We start from the raw sequence: 17,333 nt of genomic DNA, 5'->3' as shown, positions 1-17,333 counted from the left end.
TCACCACAAGGCAGCGGCTACAGAGAGTGGCTACACCAAGGGCTTGCGGGCAATGATCACCTGACTTTTCGCCACGACCGCGTCCAGCGCCTGTTTGATCTGCGCGCCACGGGGCGACGCCAGAATGGCCTGCCAGGTGTCGGCCCAGTGGTTGAGCAACGGGTGGTCAGGATTGCTGAAATCGACCTTGGCTTCCCAGAACAACAGCATCCACATCGACCAGTAAAACCCGTACTGGCTGTGGCTGAGCACTTCCAGGCCAGCGTCGCTGACCATCGCCTTGAACTGCTCTTCGCTGATGATGCGAATGTGGTTGGGCTTCTGAAAATACTCGGGCGCGGCGATGTCTTTTTGCAGGTCTTCGGAGCTTGGGTGCGGGACGCTGAGCAAATACAACGCGCCCGGTTTGCCGACACGCACCAGTTCAGCAAGGAACTGCGCCGGATCGTCCACGTGTTCGATGACTTCGGTGGACACCACGCGAGTGGCCGTCGCATCGGCAATCGGCAGCGGGTTGCAGTCGGTGACGTGGCATTCGATGTCACGCGCCGGTGTGTCGCTCAGGCGCTGTCGGGTGGCTTCGACCTTGGCCGCGTCGATGTCGGCGATGATGATCTTCGCCCCGCGCATGCCGCAGAAATGCACGTTACCGCCGTCACCGCAGCCGACGTCCAGTAGCGTGTCTTCGGCGGTCACCGGGAACCCGGTGAACAGCTCGCCGGTTTGCTGATTGAACCAGCCGCTGAGCATCGCGTCGTGCAGGCCGAGCATGTACGGATCGACCTTCTCGACCGTGTCCGCCACAGGCGCCACGGGAACGGGCGTACCCGCCGTGAGTTTCTTCAAAAGGCTCAGCATGAGGTAGCTCCAGAGGTTTGGGCGGCTGTTCGGGACGTGCCCAGGCGTTTGACCAGCGAGGCACCGCGGTTACGCATGGGCATTTCGATGAAGCGGTAGTTGAGTTCGCTCAACAAAGCGATCAAACCGCCAGCAATCATCAGTGTCAGGATCGGATGGCCGCCGGGATTGGGCAGACCGGCGCCCTGCAAGCGGAACGTGAATTCGCGCACCAGCAAATAAGCCGGTATGTGGATCAGATAGATCCCGTAGGAGCGACTGCCGACCCACGTCATCAGGTTCTTCAACACGCCCCGTGGCAGCAGGTAGTCGCGATTGTAGGAAGCGATCCAGACCAGCACCGCGCACAACAACGCGATCGTGCCGATGCGGTAATGAGTGAACGTGAAGCGATCCGTCGCCATGAAACTGAGCACCAGCGACAGCGCGACCAATGCTGTCACCCCGGCCCATGGACGGCGCAGGAACGTCGGCTCCCAGCGCAGATACGAGGGTTGCGCGCTCCACATCGCCAACAGGATGCCGAGTGCCAGCGCATCGGTGCGAACCACCATCAAGATCGGTGTGCGCAACGTGAACAACTGCACCGCGACCAGCGCCAGCAAGGCCCAGACCAGGTGCTTGCGACAGATCAGAATCAGCAGCGGAAACAACAGGTAGAACTGCTCCTCCAGCGACAGGCTCCAGTACACGAAACTGGTGCCGTACTCATAGTTATAGAAGCTGTCGGCGAAGCGGAAGTTCGCGTACTGCGCGACCCCGGCCAGGGTCGCCTGAAGGTTGGCGTGCAGCGTGCCGAACGCTCCGGAGCGATTGAGAAAAATGCAGCCCAGCAACATCAGCGCCAGCCACAACCACGCCGACGGCAGCAATCGAAAGGCCCGGCGCAGCCAGAAGTTACGCGTCTGCTGCCAGTACTCCTGACGGGTACTGCAACCCTGCAACGCCGGGATCAGGCTGCGCGCGATGACAAACCCGGAGATGGCGAAAAACAGATCCACGCCCCACCACGGCTGACCCCACGCGGTGATGGCTTGCAACAGCGGCACCGGGGCCGCAAACAGGCTGTCTTGCAGGTGATGAAACAACACACCGAGCACCGCAATGCCGCGCAACAACTCGATGTCCATGATCCGTCTGTCGTTATTCATGCCGTCCTCCTGGACGTTGCCCTGTTTTCCACCCCATTCAACACTGCGCGGATCATGCTTCGCGGGTATCCGGAGCGACGCGGGTTTCAAGGAGCTGCGCGAAGAAGGCTTTCAGTCGTTGCTCGGCGGTGGCCTGGCTGCAGAATTTTTCGAGGCTGGCCACCGAATGCGCGGACATCTGCGCGTAACGCTCCGCGTCGTTTTTGGCGACGTCATAGCTGGCCCGATAAGCGCGGCACAACGATTCCCAGTTCGTCACGTAACGCAGGGTTCGGAACGCCCTGCGCGGGTCGTGGGGCCAGGCCGTCAGCTCGTCGGTGGAGTCGATCAGAAACGCATTATCGGCATCCAGGTAATCGATCATCGCCGTGGTGCGTGGCGCGACCGCCGGTATACCGCAGGACATGAACTCCATCAGCGGCAGGCACTGGCCTTCGCCGTAAGAGGTGTTGACCACAAAGCGGGTTGCCTGCACCAGGTGCTCGTAGTCCGAATCCGCGAGGTAGCCGTAGATCAGCACGATGCGGCAGCGATAGGACTGGTTTTTGTACAAATGGTGAAGGATGTCGGTCAGCGCTTCTTCGGCATCGTGGTGGGTCAGTTTGAGCACCAGCGTCGCGTCATCCACCTCGCGGAACGTCACGCAGAAGGCACTGAGCATGTCTTCCCAATTCTTGCGCCCATCACCCGGGTTGAACACCGAGGTGTAGATCACGCCGTCGAGCACCAGTTCGTGTTCACGGGGCGGTGCTTCGAAATCGATACCTTCGCCTTCGCGTAACGACGCCGGCCCAAAGGCTCGCAAGTCCAGGGTGCGGCTGTCGGCCACCAGGCCTTTGATCTTCAGGCGCACCTGACTCGCCAGTGGCTGACGTTGCAACTGGGCGCCGCGTGCCGAGAATCGATCCCACACCGGCGCCGGCACCGCGACGATCGAATAGTCGGCGCCCATCGCCTCGCGCACGGCGTTTACCGTGTAGCTGGAATGGGTAATCGCCGCGCCTGAAGCGCGCAATACCGTGCGCCAATCATTGCGCGGCTCACCCGCGAAGGGTTCGTTGGGAATGGTGCTGAATTCCCACGCAAACACCGGCAAGGTCGGACAGGCGAAGTGCACCGGCGTGCAATGCGGCGGCGAGAACGACAGGAACACGCAGTCTTCACCTCGGGACAGCGCGTCGCGGTACAAGGCATCGACTTCGGTCTGCGGGTCTCTGACTTCCACCACGCGCCCCAGACGTTCCAGCACCGGCCGGTATTCCTTGAGCACGAAGTAATAGCTGTACTCCGAACGGCCAAGGTTCTGGGCGATGGTGTGCTGGTTGGTTTCCGAATGAATGATGATCAGCATGAGGCGTTATCCGTCACGGCCGCTGCCGGCAAAGCCTGCGGCGTCAGCCCGAAAAAATCCGCCAGGCGCTTCTGCACCGGGGCGAAGGCGCAGTAGTCGTGCATGCGCTCGACCGCATCGCCCGACATGCGCCGGTACTCCAGCGGTTGCTCCTTGGCCGTCCGGTAGCTGTTTTCGTAGGCGGTTTTCAGCGAGCCCCAGTCCGGGCGATAACGCAGGGTCCGGTAAATGATCCGGGTGTCTTGTGGCCAGATGGTCAGCTCTTCGCTGGACTTGACCACAAACGCCACACGCTCATCGATGTAATCCTCCATGGCGGTGTGGTCCGGGGCGATCACCGGCTTACCGCTGGCCATGAACTCCATCAGCGGCAGGCACAACCCCTCGCAGCGCGACGCGTTGACGTAATAACTGGCGGCTTCGTACAACCGGGCGTATTGCGGATCATCCAGGTAACCGTGCATCACCACCACCCGACAGGCGAACGGCGAGAGTTGCGCGAGCAAGGTCATCAGCTCGTCGTAGTAGGACGACAGGTCGCTCTGGGTAATCTTCAGCACCAGCGTGGCATCATCCGTTTCGCGAAAGGCCCAGCAGAATGCGGTGATCAATTGATGCCAGTTCTTGCGACCGTCACGGGGGTTGAACACCGTGACGTACACCACGCCATCCACCTGGGTTTCAACCCGGGAAGTGGTGTCCGGCCAATCCCGCGGTGCAGGCTCCGGCACGGCCATCGTCTGCGGGCCAGCGATAGCCGGCAGATACTCGGCGAGCCGTGCATGAGCGGTATCGGAAAGAAGATCGCGGATGCCTTCCCAATACCACTGGCTCAGAAAGTGCGTGCGATGCACCGGGACGGGCAGCGTTTTGCCCATGTCCCGACGCCACATGTGCAGGTAATGGCGAGCGATGACGAAGCGACGTTTTAGCGTCAACGGCGGCGGCTTCAATGCCTCCAGTGCCGCCAGTTCCTCGGCGCTCGGCGGTACGGGAATCAGCGCGTCGGCAGACAGCCCAAGCGTGCGCGTATCGAAGATGCAGCCTTTGATCTCCAGCGTCGAACCGGCATTCACCGGCGCGCTGGCGTGGTGGCTGCGAATGGCCGCGAAGTTCTCCCACAAGGGCGTGGGCAACACCAGCACGGGGAAATCTTCGCCCATGGCCCGCCGAATCGCCCGGGCCGTGTGGCTGGAAAGCGTGATGACCCGGCCCTGGCGTGCCAGCATCTGCGTCCAGTCCTGACGTGGGTCGTTATCCCATTGCTCATCGGGAATGGAGTCGAACTCCCAGGCCACCACGCAGATCGTCGGGCATTCAAGATCGTTCGGGGTTTTCTGCGGCGGGGTGAACGACAGGAACAGGCTGTCTTCGCCGGTGGCCAGCAATTGTCGATAGAGAGGATCGACCTCGGCGGTGGAGGACACCACATGCACCCGCCCGAGGCTTTCGAGCACCGGGCGATAAGCCTTGAGCACGAAGTAATAACTGTATTCGGGACGACCGAGGCTCTGACTGATGGAGCTGTCGTTGACGTCCGAGTAAAGAATGAAGTTCATGGCATCCCACGATGAAACCGCCATCCCGGCAGCCCCACTCTATGACGGCAAAACCACGGATCGACCCGGCGTTTGCCAGTCGTCGTCCAGCGCCTTCTTGCCCGTCTACGTTCTTGTTTTAATGGTCAGCTTCGCGGGGTGTGAATACCACCCGGCCGAACCCTGGGTAATCGTGACGAGGGGCATTCTAAACACATCCGCTGAGGATTCGTGAACCGCCCGGCGAGAATAAATCGGGCTTCGCTGACGAGAACTGACCGGTCACGGTGGGACCTGTTGAAATTGCCGCGCAATTGGCACAGATTGGCTACCAAACAACTACAACAAACGTTTCGCCTGTCTTTCGACCAAGGAATCCACCCGGTCTGTCAGACATCTCCATAAAGCCTGTGGGGAATGGACGAAATGCACGACCAAGGGGCCGCTGTTTGAAAAAGCGTCTGTTCGTTACGGGTCTCAGTGGATTCGTAGGACAACACATCCAAACCCGCCTGAAGGCTGATGCCTCGGAATGGGAGCTTCTGCCTGTCGCCGCCCGCTACGATCTCGGCGAGCCAGGCTCCCTCGACGGCCTCTGGCCGGACATGCCCGACGCGGTCATTCACCTGGCCGGCCAGACCTTCGTTCCCGAAGCCTTCCGCGATCCGGCACGCACGCTGACAATCAACCTGCTCGGCACCTTGAACCTGCTTCAGGCACTCAAGGCCCGTGGCTTCAACGGGACCTTCCTGTACGTCAGCTCCGGCGACGTCTACGGGCAAGTGACCGAGTCAGACCTGCCCATTACCGAACACCAGCCACCCTGCCCGCGCAATCCCTATGCCGTCAGCAAACTGTCGGCCGAGTTCCTCAGCCTGCAATGGGGCCTGAGCGAAGGCTGGCCGGTCGTGGTCGCCCGCCCGTTCAACCATATCGGCACCGGCCAGAAAGACAGCTTCGTCATCGCCAGCGCCGCCCGCCAGATCAACCGTATCAAACAAGGCCTGCAAGCCCCGCAACTGGAAGTCGGGGACATTGACGTCACACGCGACTTCCTGGACGTGGGCGATGTGGTGTCCGCCTATCTGGCGCTGCTGGAAAAAGGTACGCCGGGACAGGTCTACAACATTTGCTCGGGGCGCGAGCAGAGCATCCGCAGCCTGATCGAACAACTGGGGGACCTCGCCCAGGTCGACATGCAATTGATTCAGGATCCTGCGCGTTTTCGCCGCGCGGATCAGCGTCGCGTTTGTGGCAGCTCTGCCAAGCTTGCCCAGACCACAGGATGGACGCCTGAAATCACAACACAACAATCCCTGCGGGCGATCCTGTCCGACTGGGAGAAGCGAGTAAAAGAAGAATGACAAAAAGTGCATTGATCACGGGGATCACCGGTCAGGACGGCGCGTATCTGGCCAAATTGCTGCTCGACAAGGGCTACAAGGTCCACGGTCTGGTGGCGCGTCGCAGCAGCGATGCACGCTGGCGTTTGCGTGAAATGGGAGTCGAGGGGGACATCGTTTACCTGGACGGTGACATGGCCGATGCCTGCTCGGTGCAGCGCGCGGTGATCAAATCCGCTCCGGACGAAATCTACAACCTGGCGGCGCAAAGCTTTGTCGCGGCCTCCTGGGATCAACCGGTCACCACCGGCATCGTTGACGGGCTGGGCGTGACTCACCTGCTCGAAGCGATCCGCCAGTTCAGTCCGCACACGCGTTTTTACCAGGCGTCTACCAGCGAAATGTTTGGCCTGATCCAGGCCGAGCAGCAGGACGAGAACACGCCGTTCTACCCGCGCAGCCCTTACGGCGTGGCCAAGCTGTATGGTCACTGGATCACCGTGAACTATCGCGAAAGTTTCAACCTGCACGCCAGCAGCGGGATCCTGTTCAACCATGAATCGCCCCTGCGCGGCATCGAGTTCGTGACCCGCAAAGTGACCGACGCCGCCGCCCGCATCAAACAGGGCAAACAGCAGGAACTGCTGCTGGGCAACATCGACGCCAAACGCGACTGGGGGTTTGCCGGTGATTACGTCGAAGCCATGTGGCTGATGCTGCAACAGGACAAGCCTGACGATTTTGTGGTCGCTACCGGCGTGACCACCACCGTGCGCGAGATGTGCCGCATCGCCTTCGATCACGTGGGCCTGAACTACCGCGACTTCGTGAAGATCGACCCGGCGTTCTTCCGCCCGGCCGAGGTCGAAGTGCTGCTCGGCAACCCGGCCAAAGCTCAGCGCGTATTGGGCTGGAAGCCAAAAACAGACCTGGATACCTTGATCCGCATGATGATGGATGCGGACATGAAACGCGTCGCCAAGGAGTAGGCCATGCTGATTCCTGTGATTCTCTCCGGCGGTGCCGGTACTCGCTTGTGGCCGGTGTCCCGCGAGGGCCATCCCAAGCCGTTCATGACCCTGCCCGACGGTCAGTCGCTGCTGGGCAAAACCTATCGGCGAGCGGCCGGTCTGCTTGATGGCTGGGGCGATATCGTCACAGTGACCAACCGCGACTACTACTTCCAGAGCAAGGATCACTATCAGGAGGCGCAGCTCAGTCGCCATCGCGGGCACTTTCTGCTGGAGCCGACAGGCCGCAACACGGCCCCGGCCATCGCCGCCGCCGCCCTGTCACTGCAAGCCCTGCACGGCGATGACGCGATCATGGTGGTGATGCCCGCCGACCATTTGATCCTCAACGAAAACGCCTTGAAGTCTGCGGTCGAACACGCCGTGGCACTGGCCAAGGACGGTTTCCTGGTGACGTTCGGCGTGGTGCCGACGGCCCCGGAGACCGGTTTCGGCTACATCGAGACCGGCGCGGCACTGGACGAAAAAGGCGCCGCCAAAGTGCAGCGTTTCGTCGAAAAACCGGATCTGCAAACCGCCACCCATTACCTGGAAAGCGGCAAGTTCCTGTGGAACTCGGGGATGTTCTGTTTCTCAGTGACGACCGTGCTGGCCGAATTGCAGATCCATGCCCCCGAGCTGCTGGAACAGACGCAAACCTGCATGGCGCAAAGCGCCCCCGTGGAAACGGCCGGGTGCCTGCAGCAGGAATTATCCCCGGCGTTGTTTGCCGAGATCACTGACATTTCCATCGACTACGCCTTGATGGAACGCTCTGACAAAGTGGTGGTGGTGCCCGCCGGTTTTGACTGGAGCGACATCGGCTCCTGGGGCGCGGTGGCCGCGCTGGTGCCGGCGGATGCGCAAAACAACCGCGCCAGCGGTGACGCGGTGTTCGTCGACAGCCACAACAACTTCGTCCAGAGCGAAGACCGGCTGGTAGCCGCGGTGGGTGTGGATAACTTGATCATCATCGACACCGCCGACGCGGTGTTGGTGGCCCACGCCGATCGCGCGCAGGATGTGCGCCGGGTGGCCAAGCAGCTCAAGGACAAAAAGCACGAGGCCTATCGCCTGCACCGCACGGTCAGCCGGCCTTGGGGCACCTACACCGTGCTCGAGGAAGGCCCGCGCTTCAAGATCAAGCGCATCGTGGTCAAACCAGGCGCCAAGCTGTCGCTGCAAATGCACCACCACCGCAACGAACACTGGGTGGTCGTCGAAGGCATGGCCAAGGTCACCAACAACGGCGCCGGCACCCATCTGGTGGCCAAGAACGAATCAACCTTCATTGCCGCCGGTCACAAGCATCGCCTGGAAAACCCGGGCGTGATCGACCTGGTGATCATCGAAGTGCAAAGCGGCGAATACCTGGGAGAGGACGATATCGTTCGCTTCGAAGACCAATACGGCAGGACGGTTTGAATGCTGCTTTCCCTATACCGCACGCTGCGTAGTTATCGAGGGTTTATCTTCGGTAGCGTCCAGCGTGAGTTTCAGGCGCGTTATCGCAATTCGCTGTTTGGTGCTCTGTGGCCGGTGCTTAACCCCCTGTCGATGATCATCGTCTACACCGTGATTTTTTCCCACATCATGCGCGCGCGCCTGCCGGGCGTGGATGACAGCATGGCCTACAGCGTTTACCTCTGTGCCGGCCTGCTCGCCTGGGGACTCTTTGCGGAAATCACCCTGCGCAGCCAGAACATGTTTCTGGAAAACGCCAACCTGCTGAAGAAAATCAGCTTCCCACGGATCTGCCTGCCGGTGATTGTGCTGTTTAACGCGGGCATCAACTTCGCAATCATCATGGCCCTGTTCCTGGGCTTTCTGCTGATCACCGGGCGTTGGCCGGGTATGGCGTTGTTCGCCTTGATACCGCTGATGGCGTTGCAAATGATGTTCTGTGCCGGGCTGGGAATGATACTCGGCGTGCTGAATGTCTTCTTCCGGGATGTCGGGCAACTCTTCGGCATCTGCCTGCAATTCTGGTTCTGGCTGACGCCCATTGTCTACCCGATGAGCATCCTGCCGGACTGGGTGCAGCGCCTGCTGCAACTCAACCCCCTGACCAACCTGATCGTCAGCTATCAAAACATGTTTCTTTATGGGCAATGGCCGGTCTGGAGTTCGCTGCTGCCGATTTTTGTCACGGGCTTAGTGTTCTGTCTGATCGGGCTGCGTCTGTTTCGCCAGCGCGTCGGTGAAATGGTGGATGAACTCTGATGGGGCATATTCGCGTCACCGGCCTGGGCAAGGCCTACAAGCAATACCCGACCCGCTGGAGCCGACTGGCCGAGTGGCTGATTCCGTTTTCGCCCCTGCGCCACCACCAGCACTGGGTGCTGCAAGACGTCGAATTCGAGATTGCCCCCGGTGAAGCGGTGGGCATCGTCGGGGTCAACGGCGCAGGCAAAAGCACCTTGCTGAAGATGATCACCGGCACCACCCAACCTACGTGCGGCAAGATCGAGCTCGAAGGCCGGGTGGCGGCCCTGCTGGAACTGGGCATGGGCTTTCACCCGGACTTTACTGGCCGACAGAATGCAATCATGGCCGGGCAATTGCTGGGCATGCAGGTCGATGACATCGAAGCGCTGATGCCACAGATCGAAAGTTTCGCGGAAATCGGCGAAGCCATTGACCATCCGGTGCGAACCTATTCCAGCGGCATGCAGATGCGCCTGGCGTTCAGCGTGGCCACCGCGCAGCGTCCGGACATCCTGATCGTCGACGAAGCCCTCTCCGTGGGCGACGCCTACTTCCAGCACAAGAGCTTCGAACGCATCCGCAGCTTCCGCAAGGCCGGCACCACCCTGCTGATCGTTTCCCATGATCGCTCGGCCATCCAGTCGATTTGCGATTCGGCGATCCTGCTCAAAGACGGCCGCATGGCCATGTACGGCAAACCCGAAGCGGTCCTGGATTACTACAACGCCCTGATGGCCGAGCGTGAAGGCCAGGTGGTCCGTCAGGAAATGCTCGCCGGCGGCGAAGTCCAGACCGTTTCCGGCACCGGTGAAGCGGCCATCCTCAGTGTGCGGATGCTGGACGAGAATGAACGTTCCATCGACGCCGCCGAGGTCGGTCAGAGCGTGGTGCTGGAAGTCCAGGTCGAAGTCCGCCAGGACATCGAGCGATTGGTGCTCGGTTTCATCCTCAAGGACCGCCTGGGTCAGATGATGTATGGCATCAACACCCATCGCCAGGACAAGGCCCTGACCGATCTGCACGCCGGGGAGCGTTACACGTACCGTTTTTCCTTCGTCATGGGCCTGGGCAAGGGCAACTATTCCGTGTCCCTGAGCTTGTCGCGGCTGGACTCGCATCTGGATCGCAACTACGAATGGCGCGATTACGGGCTGGTGTTCCATGTGATCAACAACCGGCATGAAGACTTCGTCGGCTGCTCGTGGCTGGCGGCGCAAACCACCATTACCCGCTCCGACTCGATTATTTCGGAGCGCACGCCATGACGCGCCTTCTGGTGGAATGCACCCACGTGTTCCTGCACCCCAAAGTCAATTCGGGCATCCAGCGGGTGGTGCGTAACGTCATCAATCAATTGCCGGCAAGCGTCGACGGTGTTGAGTGCATTCCAGTGGTGATGCTCAAGGGCAAACTCTATCGGGTGCTCAAACTCGGTGCGTTGAACATCCCGTTTTTTGATGGGCTGATGACATTCGGTGGGCGACTGGAGCGGCTGGCTCATCGTTTCTGGCAACTGCATCAACGCTTGCACAATCGCAGTCACTCGCGAGTGGTCAAGCGCCTGCTGCACGTGGCCTACCGCCTCACGGCGATCACCTGCTTCAGCATTCCTTTGCGCCTTATCGACGCCATCAACCAATATCAACTGCCCAAACGGTGCTCGCCATTGCAGCATCAGCCGGGTGATCAACTGGTGTTGCTGGATTCTTCCTGGCACAGCGATTTCTTCCCGTTTGCCGAACAGCTCAAGCGTGAAGGCGTGGGCATCGTTTCGGTGATCTACGACCTCATCCCGCTGACTCACCCGCAGTTCTACGACACGCGGCTGGTGCAGATTTTCAACGAGTGGTTCAACTGGATCACCCAGACCGCCGACGGCTACGTGGCGATCTCCGCCACGGTGCGCGATCAGGTACGCGAGGAATTGCAGCGTCGGCTGGGTCCGGCCAAAGCCGATACGTTGTGGTTCGATTATTTTCACCTCGGCTCCGAACTGGACCTGAGCGAAGCCTGCGCCGCCGTCGAGCCGAGACTGACGCACGTATTCAAAACACCGGAGCCGGTGTTTTTGATGGTCAGCACCATCGAGCCGCGTAAAAACCACGATTACCTGCTCGACGCGTTCGAACGTGCCTGGGCCTCAGGTTCGCACGCCCGGCTGTGCATCGCCGGGCGCATCGGCTGGAAGTGCGACGCCCTGCTCGCCCGCGTGCGCAACCACCCACAGCTGAACCAACGCCTGTTCATGTTCAACGACCTGAGCGACACCAGCCTCGAACACGCCTATTCCCACGCTAGCGCGCTGGTGTTTCCGTCGTGGGTTGAAGGCTTCGGCTTGCCACTGGTGGAAGCCATGCAGCGCGGTTTGCCGGCCATGGGCAGCGACATTCCGATCTTTCGCGAAATCGGTGGCGAGTTCATGGCGTACTTTGACCTCGCCGAACCGCAAAGCCTGGCGGACCTGGTCACCGGTTTCGAACGCTCCGGGAAATTCCCGGCCGCTCGCAGCGTGGCGGACTGGCAGTGGATCGGCTGGCGTGAAGCCAGTGCGCAACTGGCTGAACGCACCCTGCGCAATCTGGTAGACGCGCCGGTCGTACAAGAGAGGCAACATGCGAATTGCCCTTAACGCCCGGATCCTTCAAGCCCCGCGCACCGGCATCGGCCATTACGTCGCCGAACTGGCGAACGCGCTTGCTGATGAGCCCGATGTCGAACTCGCACTGTTCCACGGTTGGGGCTGGAGTTCGGACTTGCCAGAAGCCGCCATGCCCGGCTATTCGCGACTGACGCCGTTGCTGCGACAAATTCCGGGGGCTTATCAAGCCCGGCGCTGGCTGGAGCAGAAACGCTTCGATCAAGGGCGCTCGAAAACCATCGACCTCTATCACGAACCGAGCCTGTGGCCGCTGTCGTTCGACGGCCCGACAGTAATCACCCTGCATGACCTGACGCACCTGCACTACCCCGACACGCAACCCCCCTCGCGCCTGCGGGAAATCGAGCGGCGCCTGGCCGACGGCGTGCAGCGAGCGAGTCTGATTCTTACCGACTCGCAGTACATTGCCGACGAAGCCCAGGCGTATTTCGCACTGCCGGCCGAGCGTTTTGTCGTCGCACCGCTGGGCGTGGCCGCACGTTTCCACCCACGGGAGCCTGAAGCCATTAACGCGGTGCTCAAGACTCACGGCGTCGAGGCGCGGGAATACTTCCTGTGTGTTGGCACCCTCGAGCCGCGCAAGAACCTCACGCTGGCCCTGCGCGCCCATGCCCTGTTACCGGAAGCCGTGCGCCAGGGTTTTCCACTGCTGATCGCCGGCATGGCCGGTTGGCAAGGCGAACAATTCAGTGATGAATTGCGCGCAGCCCTGGCCACCGGGGATGTGTGCCTGCTCGGGTATTTGCCTGACGAACAGATCGCGCAATTGTTGGCCGGTGCCCGGGCACTTGTTTTTCCGTCGCTCTACGAAGGTTTTGGTCTACCGGTTCTTGAAGCCATGGCCAGCGGCACGCCGGTGATCCTCGCTCGACGTTCGGCCATGCCAGAGGTTGCGGGGGCTGCGGGCAATTACATTGAACCTGACGAACCGGAAGGCCTGCGTGATGCAATGACCCGTCTGATCGACGATCAAGCGTATTGGCAGGCTTGTCGGGAAGCCGGATTGCAACAGGCACGGCTGTTTACCTGGGAACGCTGCGCCAGCATTACGGCCAGCGCCTACCGCCAGGCAATGGGAGGTTGAATGCGAGTACTCCATTTTTTCAAGACGTACCTGCCTGACTCGGTCGGCGGTATCGAGCAAGTCATCTTTCAATTGTGCGAAAGCGGTGCCCAGCACGGCGTTGAAAGCCAGGTGCTGACACTCAGTGCCGATCCGACCCCACCCGTGATGCAACTCGGACAACACGAAGTCCACCGGGCTAAACTCGACATTCAGTTTGCTTCCACGGGGTTTTCCTGGAGCGTCTTCAAACAGTTTCGCGAGTTGGCGGCCGAGGCTGACGTGGTCAATTACCACTTCCCGTGGCCATTCATGGACTTGGTGCACTTCACCAGCAGCCTGAACAAGCCGAGCGTGGTGACGTACCACTCGGACATCATTCGCCAGAAGCACCTGCTCAAGTTTTACCGGCCATTGATGAACCGCTTCCTGGCCAATGCCGACCGGATCGTCGCCGCGTCGCCCAACTACTTCCACACCAGCGAGGTCCTGCAACAGTTTCAGCACAAGACCCGAGTGATCCCGTATGGTTTGAACAAGGCAGGTTATCCACAGCCCGACAGCGATCGCATGGCCCAGTGGCGGCAAACACTTGGGGATAAGTTTTTCCTGTTCGTTGGCGTGATGCGCTATTACAAGGGTTTGCACATCCTGCTCGACGCCTTGAAAGACCTGGATTATCCGATGGTGATTGTCGGCGCCGGCCCTCTGGAAACCGAGCTTCACGCCCAGGCTGCGGCTTTGGGCTTGCGCAACATTCACTTCCTCGGGCGTTTGGGGGAAGAAGACAAAGCAGCGTTACTGCAACTGAGCTACGCCATCGTCTTTCCGTCGCACCTACGCTCGGAAGCGTTCGGCATCTCGCTGCTCGAAGGCGCGATGTACGGCAAGCCGATGATCTCCAGCGAAATCGGTACCGGCACCAGCTACATCAACATCCACAACGAAACCGGGCTGGTGGTGCCGCCGAGTAATCCACAGGCGTTCCGAGAAGCAATGCGCACGTTGTGGGAAGACCCGGTGCGTGCGGCAGCAATGGGCGTGAAGGCCGAGGCGCGTTATCGGCAGTTATTCACCGCCGATGAAATGGGCCGCAAGTGGACGGCGTTGTACGAAGAACTGCTGGAAGAGAAATCCCTGTCCTACGCCTGAAATCTGTAGGAGCGAGGCTTGCCCGCGAAGGCGGTGTGTCAGTCGACATCAATGTTGAATGACACGCCGCCTTCGCGGGCAAGCCTCGCTCCTACAGGGGTTTAGCGATGTGGCGCGGGGTTTACGGCCACGTTGTCCAGCATCCGGTTCACCGCAAGCTCCGCGAGCATGACGATCTGCTGAATCGCCATCGCTGTGTGCCGGTGCGGTCCTTCCAGGTACCCCGCAAAATCACTCGCCATCACATTGGCCTGGGCCAAGGATTCACAGGTGTGGGCCAGCAGGTCTTCGTCTTTGATGTCCGGCGCGATCATGAACATCGTGCTGGGCTTGCGGGTCGCGGGGGATTTGAGGGCGGAGGGGTTGAGGTAGTGATCCAGCGCCCGCTCGGCGGCTTCGTTGAGCTTTTTGGAATCGATGGATTCGTAAGGGGAAACGTCGTCGGTTTCCGGGGGATTTGGTGTTTCTTTAATCATGGCAAAAGACCTTTTGAGCTATGGAAGTTGAACCGCCATGTTTCGTTTTCCAGACGAAAAGGTGGCAGCTGTACGCGGACTGGAAAAACCGAGATAAAAGGTCAAAACCCGGCAGACCCGAAGGTCTCCCACGCACAGCCGCCATAACTCAAACTGAAGCCAGAAAAAAGCGCCACAGTATGCCACGGGGGACAAGCCTATTATCTTCGGGTTTTCCAGACCCGATCGCTGATGTGCAGCGACCTCCAAAGCCTATCCCCCCGACTTCCGACACGACAACCGCTAGAACGTGTCGGAATCGTCCTCCCGAACACTCAAGTCTGTAGGACGTTCGCAGTATTTTTCAGGCCAACCCCGGCCCAATGTGGGAGCGAGCCTGCTCGCGAAGGCTGTTTAACATTCAACATTGAAGCTGGCTGATACACCGCTCTCGCGTGCAGGCTCGCTCCCACGAGGGTTTTCTGTGTTAGCCCGAAGGGTCACAAGTCCAGCACCAACGGCTGCGACCCCTGCGCCGGCACCGCGCAACAAATCAGCACCTCTCCCGCATCGGGCACTTCCGCCGGAGGCTGTGGATAATTCACCGCGCCACTGATCAGACGCGTCTTGCAGGTCCCGCAGGAACCCCCACGGCAACTGAATTCCGGGCGCAATCCGCGGCTTTCCGCCAACTCCAGCAAACTGCCGCCATCCGGCTGCCAGCGCGCTTCTTTGGCCGAGCGCTCGAACACAACGGGCACTGAAACCGTGGCGGCCGGTGGTTGTTCGATGACCACCGCATCCGGGTCTGGCGTTCGACGCAGTGTCGACGGGCCAAAGGTTTCGGCATGAATCCTCGAATCGCGAATGTCCAGTTCCCGCAGCGTGTCGTACAGCCCCTGGGTAAAACTGCCCGGGCCGCAGAGGACAAAGTCCACTTGGTCGTAGTCCTCCGCCTCAAGCATCGTCTTGAGCAAGTCGCCGTCAATCCGCCCGGTCAGGTCGAAATCTTCACCCTCGCGAGCCTCCGCCTCAGGCTGACTGAGCAACCGCCGCACGCGCACCGCGTCACCGAGGCCATCTAGCAAGCGGTCCAGCTCGGGACGAAACGGCTGATCGGCCAGGGTCCGCGAACTCTGGAAAAACCAGGTCGGACGAATACGCCGCGTGCGCAGGCCTTGATACACCACCTCGCGCACCATCGACAGCAGCGGCGTGATGCCGACGCCAGCCGCCAACAGCACCAGCGGCCGACGCTCATGGGGCGCCACGGTGAAATGCCCTTGGGGCGCGCGGGCTTCCAGCACATCACCGACCCGGATCTGCTCATGCAGGTGCGACGACACGAGGCCTTCACGCTTCACGCTGATGCGGAAAAAATCGTCGGACGGCGCGCTCGACAGGCTGTACGTGCGGATGTGCACATCGCCGGCAATATTGAAGCGCAGCGGCAAATGCTGCCCGGCCTGGAACACCGGCAACCCGGCGTCATCAGCGGGCTCCAGATAGATCGAACGGATGTTGTGGCTTTCCTGTTCGATGCGCGCCACCCGCAACGGCCGCCAGTGATCGCCCAGGGCCTTGGCTTGCAGGCGTGCATTTGCCTGCGCCCAGGTGCCTGTCAGCAAACTGGTGGGCGACACGCCGTCAAAGCGCCAGCGCAAGGCCAGCGCCGCAGGCCGGCGCACAACGCGCTCTACCTCAAAGGTCCAGAGCCGCTCGGCCCCCTGAAAAGCCTCGACCTGTGGGCCTTCGAGGATGACGTCCGCGCGGCCGCTGAGGTGCAGCAGATCGCCCGTATTGAAATCGATGAACAGCAAACCGGCCCGAGGATTGATCAGCAGGTTGCCCAAGGTGTTGAAGAACAGGTTGCCGGCGAAGTCCGGGATGGTCAGGCGATTACCTTCCACCTGTACGAAACCGGCCTGACCACCGCGATGAGAAACATCCACCGAGCGTTGGCCGTCGACGTCCACATAACTGGCGACAAAGAAGGTATCGGCCCCAGCGATCATGGCTTGGGCCGCGTCATCCAGCGCGTTGAGATGCTGCGCGACACGGGTCGACGGGTCCGCCAGGGGCACCGAGCGAAACTGGCGCAATTGAATGTATTGCGGGCAATTGCCGAACGATTGGTCCACCGTCACCCCGAAGCCGCTCGAAGTCACAGCACCGACCCGGCCATTCATACGGTTGCGACGCCGGGTGTGCAACTCGATACCGAGCAGGCCGATCGCCGCGCCGTCTTGCAATTGCGCTGGGTCGTCGCTGCCGGGCAGACTGTCGAACTGTAACAGCGCAGGCGCTGGAGAATGAGCAAAACCCGGCGGCCCTTCAAGAACACTGGCCCAAGGGTTGCCGTCAGCATCCACCGCGCCGTACAGCATGAACGGCAGTTGCTGATAGAACTGGCGGTGCTGATCGGGCATCTCGCCGCGAATCACCCTACGACCTAATGTGTCCATTCGCTCGGCTACACCTACGTGAGCCTGCAACTGTTTCTCGCCAGCGTGCCAAGGTGAACGGTCCATAACGGCTTCTCCCC

Annotated in this window: 14 protein-coding genes; 8 read left to right on the top strand and 6 right to left on the bottom strand. The window is 60.7% G+C overall.

From position 1 onward, the window contains the following. Positions 1-30 precede the first annotated feature (30 nt). From AB4N91_RS27055 to AB4N91_RS27040, 4 genes are read right to left on the bottom strand one after another with little or no spacing between them, the layout of a single operon-like run. Positions 31-858 carry a class I SAM-dependent methyltransferase gene (locus tag AB4N91_RS27055; RefSeq protein ID WP_077748515.1) on the bottom strand — a complete coding sequence of 276 codons (828 nt, stop codon included), beginning with the start codon at positions 856-858 and terminating at the stop codon, positions 31-33. Further along, positions 852-2,009, bottom strand: a complete 1,158-nt coding sequence (locus tag AB4N91_RS27050; RefSeq protein ID WP_010465422.1) for an acyltransferase family protein — start codon at positions 2,007-2,009, stop codon at positions 852-854. The genes AB4N91_RS27055 and AB4N91_RS27050 overlap by 7 nt, the downstream gene beginning before the upstream one ends. 52 nt (positions 2,010-2,061) lie before the next feature. After that, positions 2,062-3,360: a glycosyltransferase gene (locus AB4N91_RS27045; RefSeq protein WP_460111929.1), complete on the bottom strand. Its 1,299-nt coding sequence runs from the start codon at positions 3,358-3,360 to the stop codon at positions 2,062-2,064. Continuing rightward, on the bottom strand, positions 3,354-4,919 hold the full coding sequence (locus AB4N91_RS27040) for a glycosyltransferase (RefSeq protein ID WP_304818316.1): 1,566 nt from the start codon (positions 4,917-4,919) through the stop codon (positions 3,354-3,356). Before AB4N91_RS27040 ends, AB4N91_RS27045 begins: the two co-directional genes overlap by 7 nt. A 428-nt stretch (positions 4,920-5,347) precedes the next feature. Between AB4N91_RS27040 and AB4N91_RS27035 the strand changes: the two genes are divergently transcribed. The 8 genes from AB4N91_RS27035 to AB4N91_RS27000 are packed head-to-tail and all read left to right on the top strand — an operon-like array spanning position 5,348 to position 14,333. Then, entirely contained in the window at positions 5,348-6,262 is a 915-nt protein-coding gene (locus AB4N91_RS27035) for a GDP-mannose 4,6-dehydratase (protein WP_424480504.1), read from the top strand. Further along, positions 6,259-7,230, top strand: a complete 972-nt coding sequence (gene gmd, locus AB4N91_RS27030) for a GDP-mannose 4,6-dehydratase (protein WP_010465433.1) — start codon at positions 6,259-6,261, stop codon at positions 7,228-7,230. Before AB4N91_RS27035 ends, gmd begins: the two co-directional genes overlap by 4 nt. A 3-nt stretch (positions 7,231-7,233) precedes the next feature. Further along, a complete protein-coding gene (locus tag AB4N91_RS27025; protein WP_077748510.1) occupies positions 7,234-8,676 on the top strand; it encodes a mannose-1-phosphate guanylyltransferase/mannose-6-phosphate isomerase in 1,443 nt (480 codons plus the stop codon). After that, entirely contained in the window at positions 8,677-9,474 is a 798-nt protein-coding gene (locus tag AB4N91_RS27020) for an ABC transporter permease (RefSeq protein ID WP_083375406.1), read from the top strand. Continuing rightward, on the top strand, positions 9,474-10,724 hold the full coding sequence (locus tag AB4N91_RS27015) for an ABC transporter ATP-binding protein (protein ID WP_460111928.1): 1,251 nt from the start codon (positions 9,474-9,476) through the stop codon (positions 10,722-10,724). The genes AB4N91_RS27020 and AB4N91_RS27015 overlap by 1 nt, the downstream gene beginning before the upstream one ends. Then, positions 10,721-12,088: a glycosyltransferase family 4 protein gene (locus AB4N91_RS27010; RefSeq protein WP_077748508.1), complete on the top strand. Its 1,368-nt coding sequence runs from the start codon at positions 10,721-10,723 to the stop codon at positions 12,086-12,088. Before AB4N91_RS27015 ends, AB4N91_RS27010 begins: the two co-directional genes overlap by 4 nt. Next, a complete protein-coding gene (locus AB4N91_RS27005; RefSeq protein WP_077748507.1) occupies positions 12,072-13,202 on the top strand; it encodes a glycosyltransferase family 4 protein in 1,131 nt (376 codons plus the stop codon). Before AB4N91_RS27010 ends, AB4N91_RS27005 begins: the two co-directional genes overlap by 17 nt. Further along, a complete protein-coding gene (locus AB4N91_RS27000) occupies positions 13,203-14,333 on the top strand; it encodes a glycosyltransferase family 4 protein (RefSeq protein WP_102594452.1) in 1,131 nt (376 codons plus the stop codon). A gap of 101 nt (positions 14,334-14,434) precedes the next feature. Here the strand turns inward: AB4N91_RS27000 and AB4N91_RS26995 are convergent, their stop codons facing one another. Beyond that, the gene (locus tag AB4N91_RS26995; RefSeq protein WP_077748505.1) at positions 14,435-14,809 is read right to left on the bottom strand and encodes a DUF6124 family protein; all 375 of its coding nucleotides are present in this window, start codon (positions 14,807-14,809) and stop codon (positions 14,435-14,437) included. 479 nt (positions 14,810-15,288) lie between these two features. Then, a complete protein-coding gene (locus tag AB4N91_RS26990) occupies positions 15,289-17,319 on the bottom strand; it encodes a 2Fe-2S iron-sulfur cluster-binding protein (RefSeq protein WP_042932463.1) in 2,031 nt (676 codons plus the stop codon). Positions 17,320-17,333: the final 14 nt, after the last annotated feature.

The sequence above is a fragment of the Pseudomonas sp. H3_D04 genome, assembly GCF_054669175.1.
The sequence above is the reverse complement of the archived record's forward strand: the minus strand, read 5'-3'. Positions and strand labels throughout refer to the sequence as shown.

What these genes read in the sequence shown, in the direction of transcription:
- AB4N91_RS27055 (WP_077748515.1), bottom strand. Translation starts at nt 858, where the DNA reads ATGCTGAGCCTTTTGAAGAAACTCACGGCGGGTACGCCCGTTCCCGTG.
- AB4N91_RS27015 (WP_460111928.1), top strand. Translation starts at nt 9,474, where the DNA reads ATGGGGCATATTCGCGTCACCGGCCTGGGCAAGGCCTACAAGCAATAC.
- AB4N91_RS27050 (WP_010465422.1), bottom strand. Translation starts at nt 2,009, where the DNA reads ATGAATAACGACAGACGGATCATGGACATCGAGTTGTTGCGCGGCATT.
- AB4N91_RS27000 (WP_102594452.1), top strand. Translation starts at nt 13,203, where the DNA reads ATGCGAGTACTCCATTTTTTCAAGACGTACCTGCCTGACTCGGTCGGC.
- AB4N91_RS27020 (WP_083375406.1), top strand. Translation starts at nt 8,677, where the DNA reads ATGCTGCTTTCCCTATACCGCACGCTGCGTAGTTATCGAGGGTTTATC.
- AB4N91_RS26995 (WP_077748505.1), bottom strand. Translation starts at nt 14,809, where the DNA reads ATGATTAAAGAAACACCAAATCCCCCGGAAACCGACGACGTTTCCCCT.
- AB4N91_RS27040 (WP_304818316.1), bottom strand. Translation starts at nt 4,919, where the DNA reads ATGAACTTCATTCTTTACTCGGACGTCAACGACAGCTCCATCAGTCAG.
- AB4N91_RS27025 (WP_077748510.1), top strand. Translation starts at nt 7,234, where the DNA reads ATGCTGATTCCTGTGATTCTCTCCGGCGGTGCCGGTACTCGCTTGTGG.
- AB4N91_RS27005 (WP_077748507.1), top strand. Translation starts at nt 12,072, where the DNA reads ATGCGAATTGCCCTTAACGCCCGGATCCTTCAAGCCCCGCGCACCGGC.
- gmd (WP_010465433.1), top strand. Translation starts at nt 6,259, where the DNA reads ATGACAAAAAGTGCATTGATCACGGGGATCACCGGTCAGGACGGCGCG.
- AB4N91_RS27010 (WP_077748508.1), top strand. Translation starts at nt 10,721, where the DNA reads ATGACGCGCCTTCTGGTGGAATGCACCCACGTGTTCCTGCACCCCAAA.
- AB4N91_RS26990 (WP_042932463.1), bottom strand. Translation starts at nt 17,319, where the DNA reads ATGGACCGTTCACCTTGGCACGCTGGCGAGAAACAGTTGCAGGCTCAC.
- AB4N91_RS27045 (WP_460111929.1), bottom strand. Translation starts at nt 3,360, where the DNA reads ATGCTGATCATCATTCATTCGGAAACCAACCAGCACACCATCGCCCAG.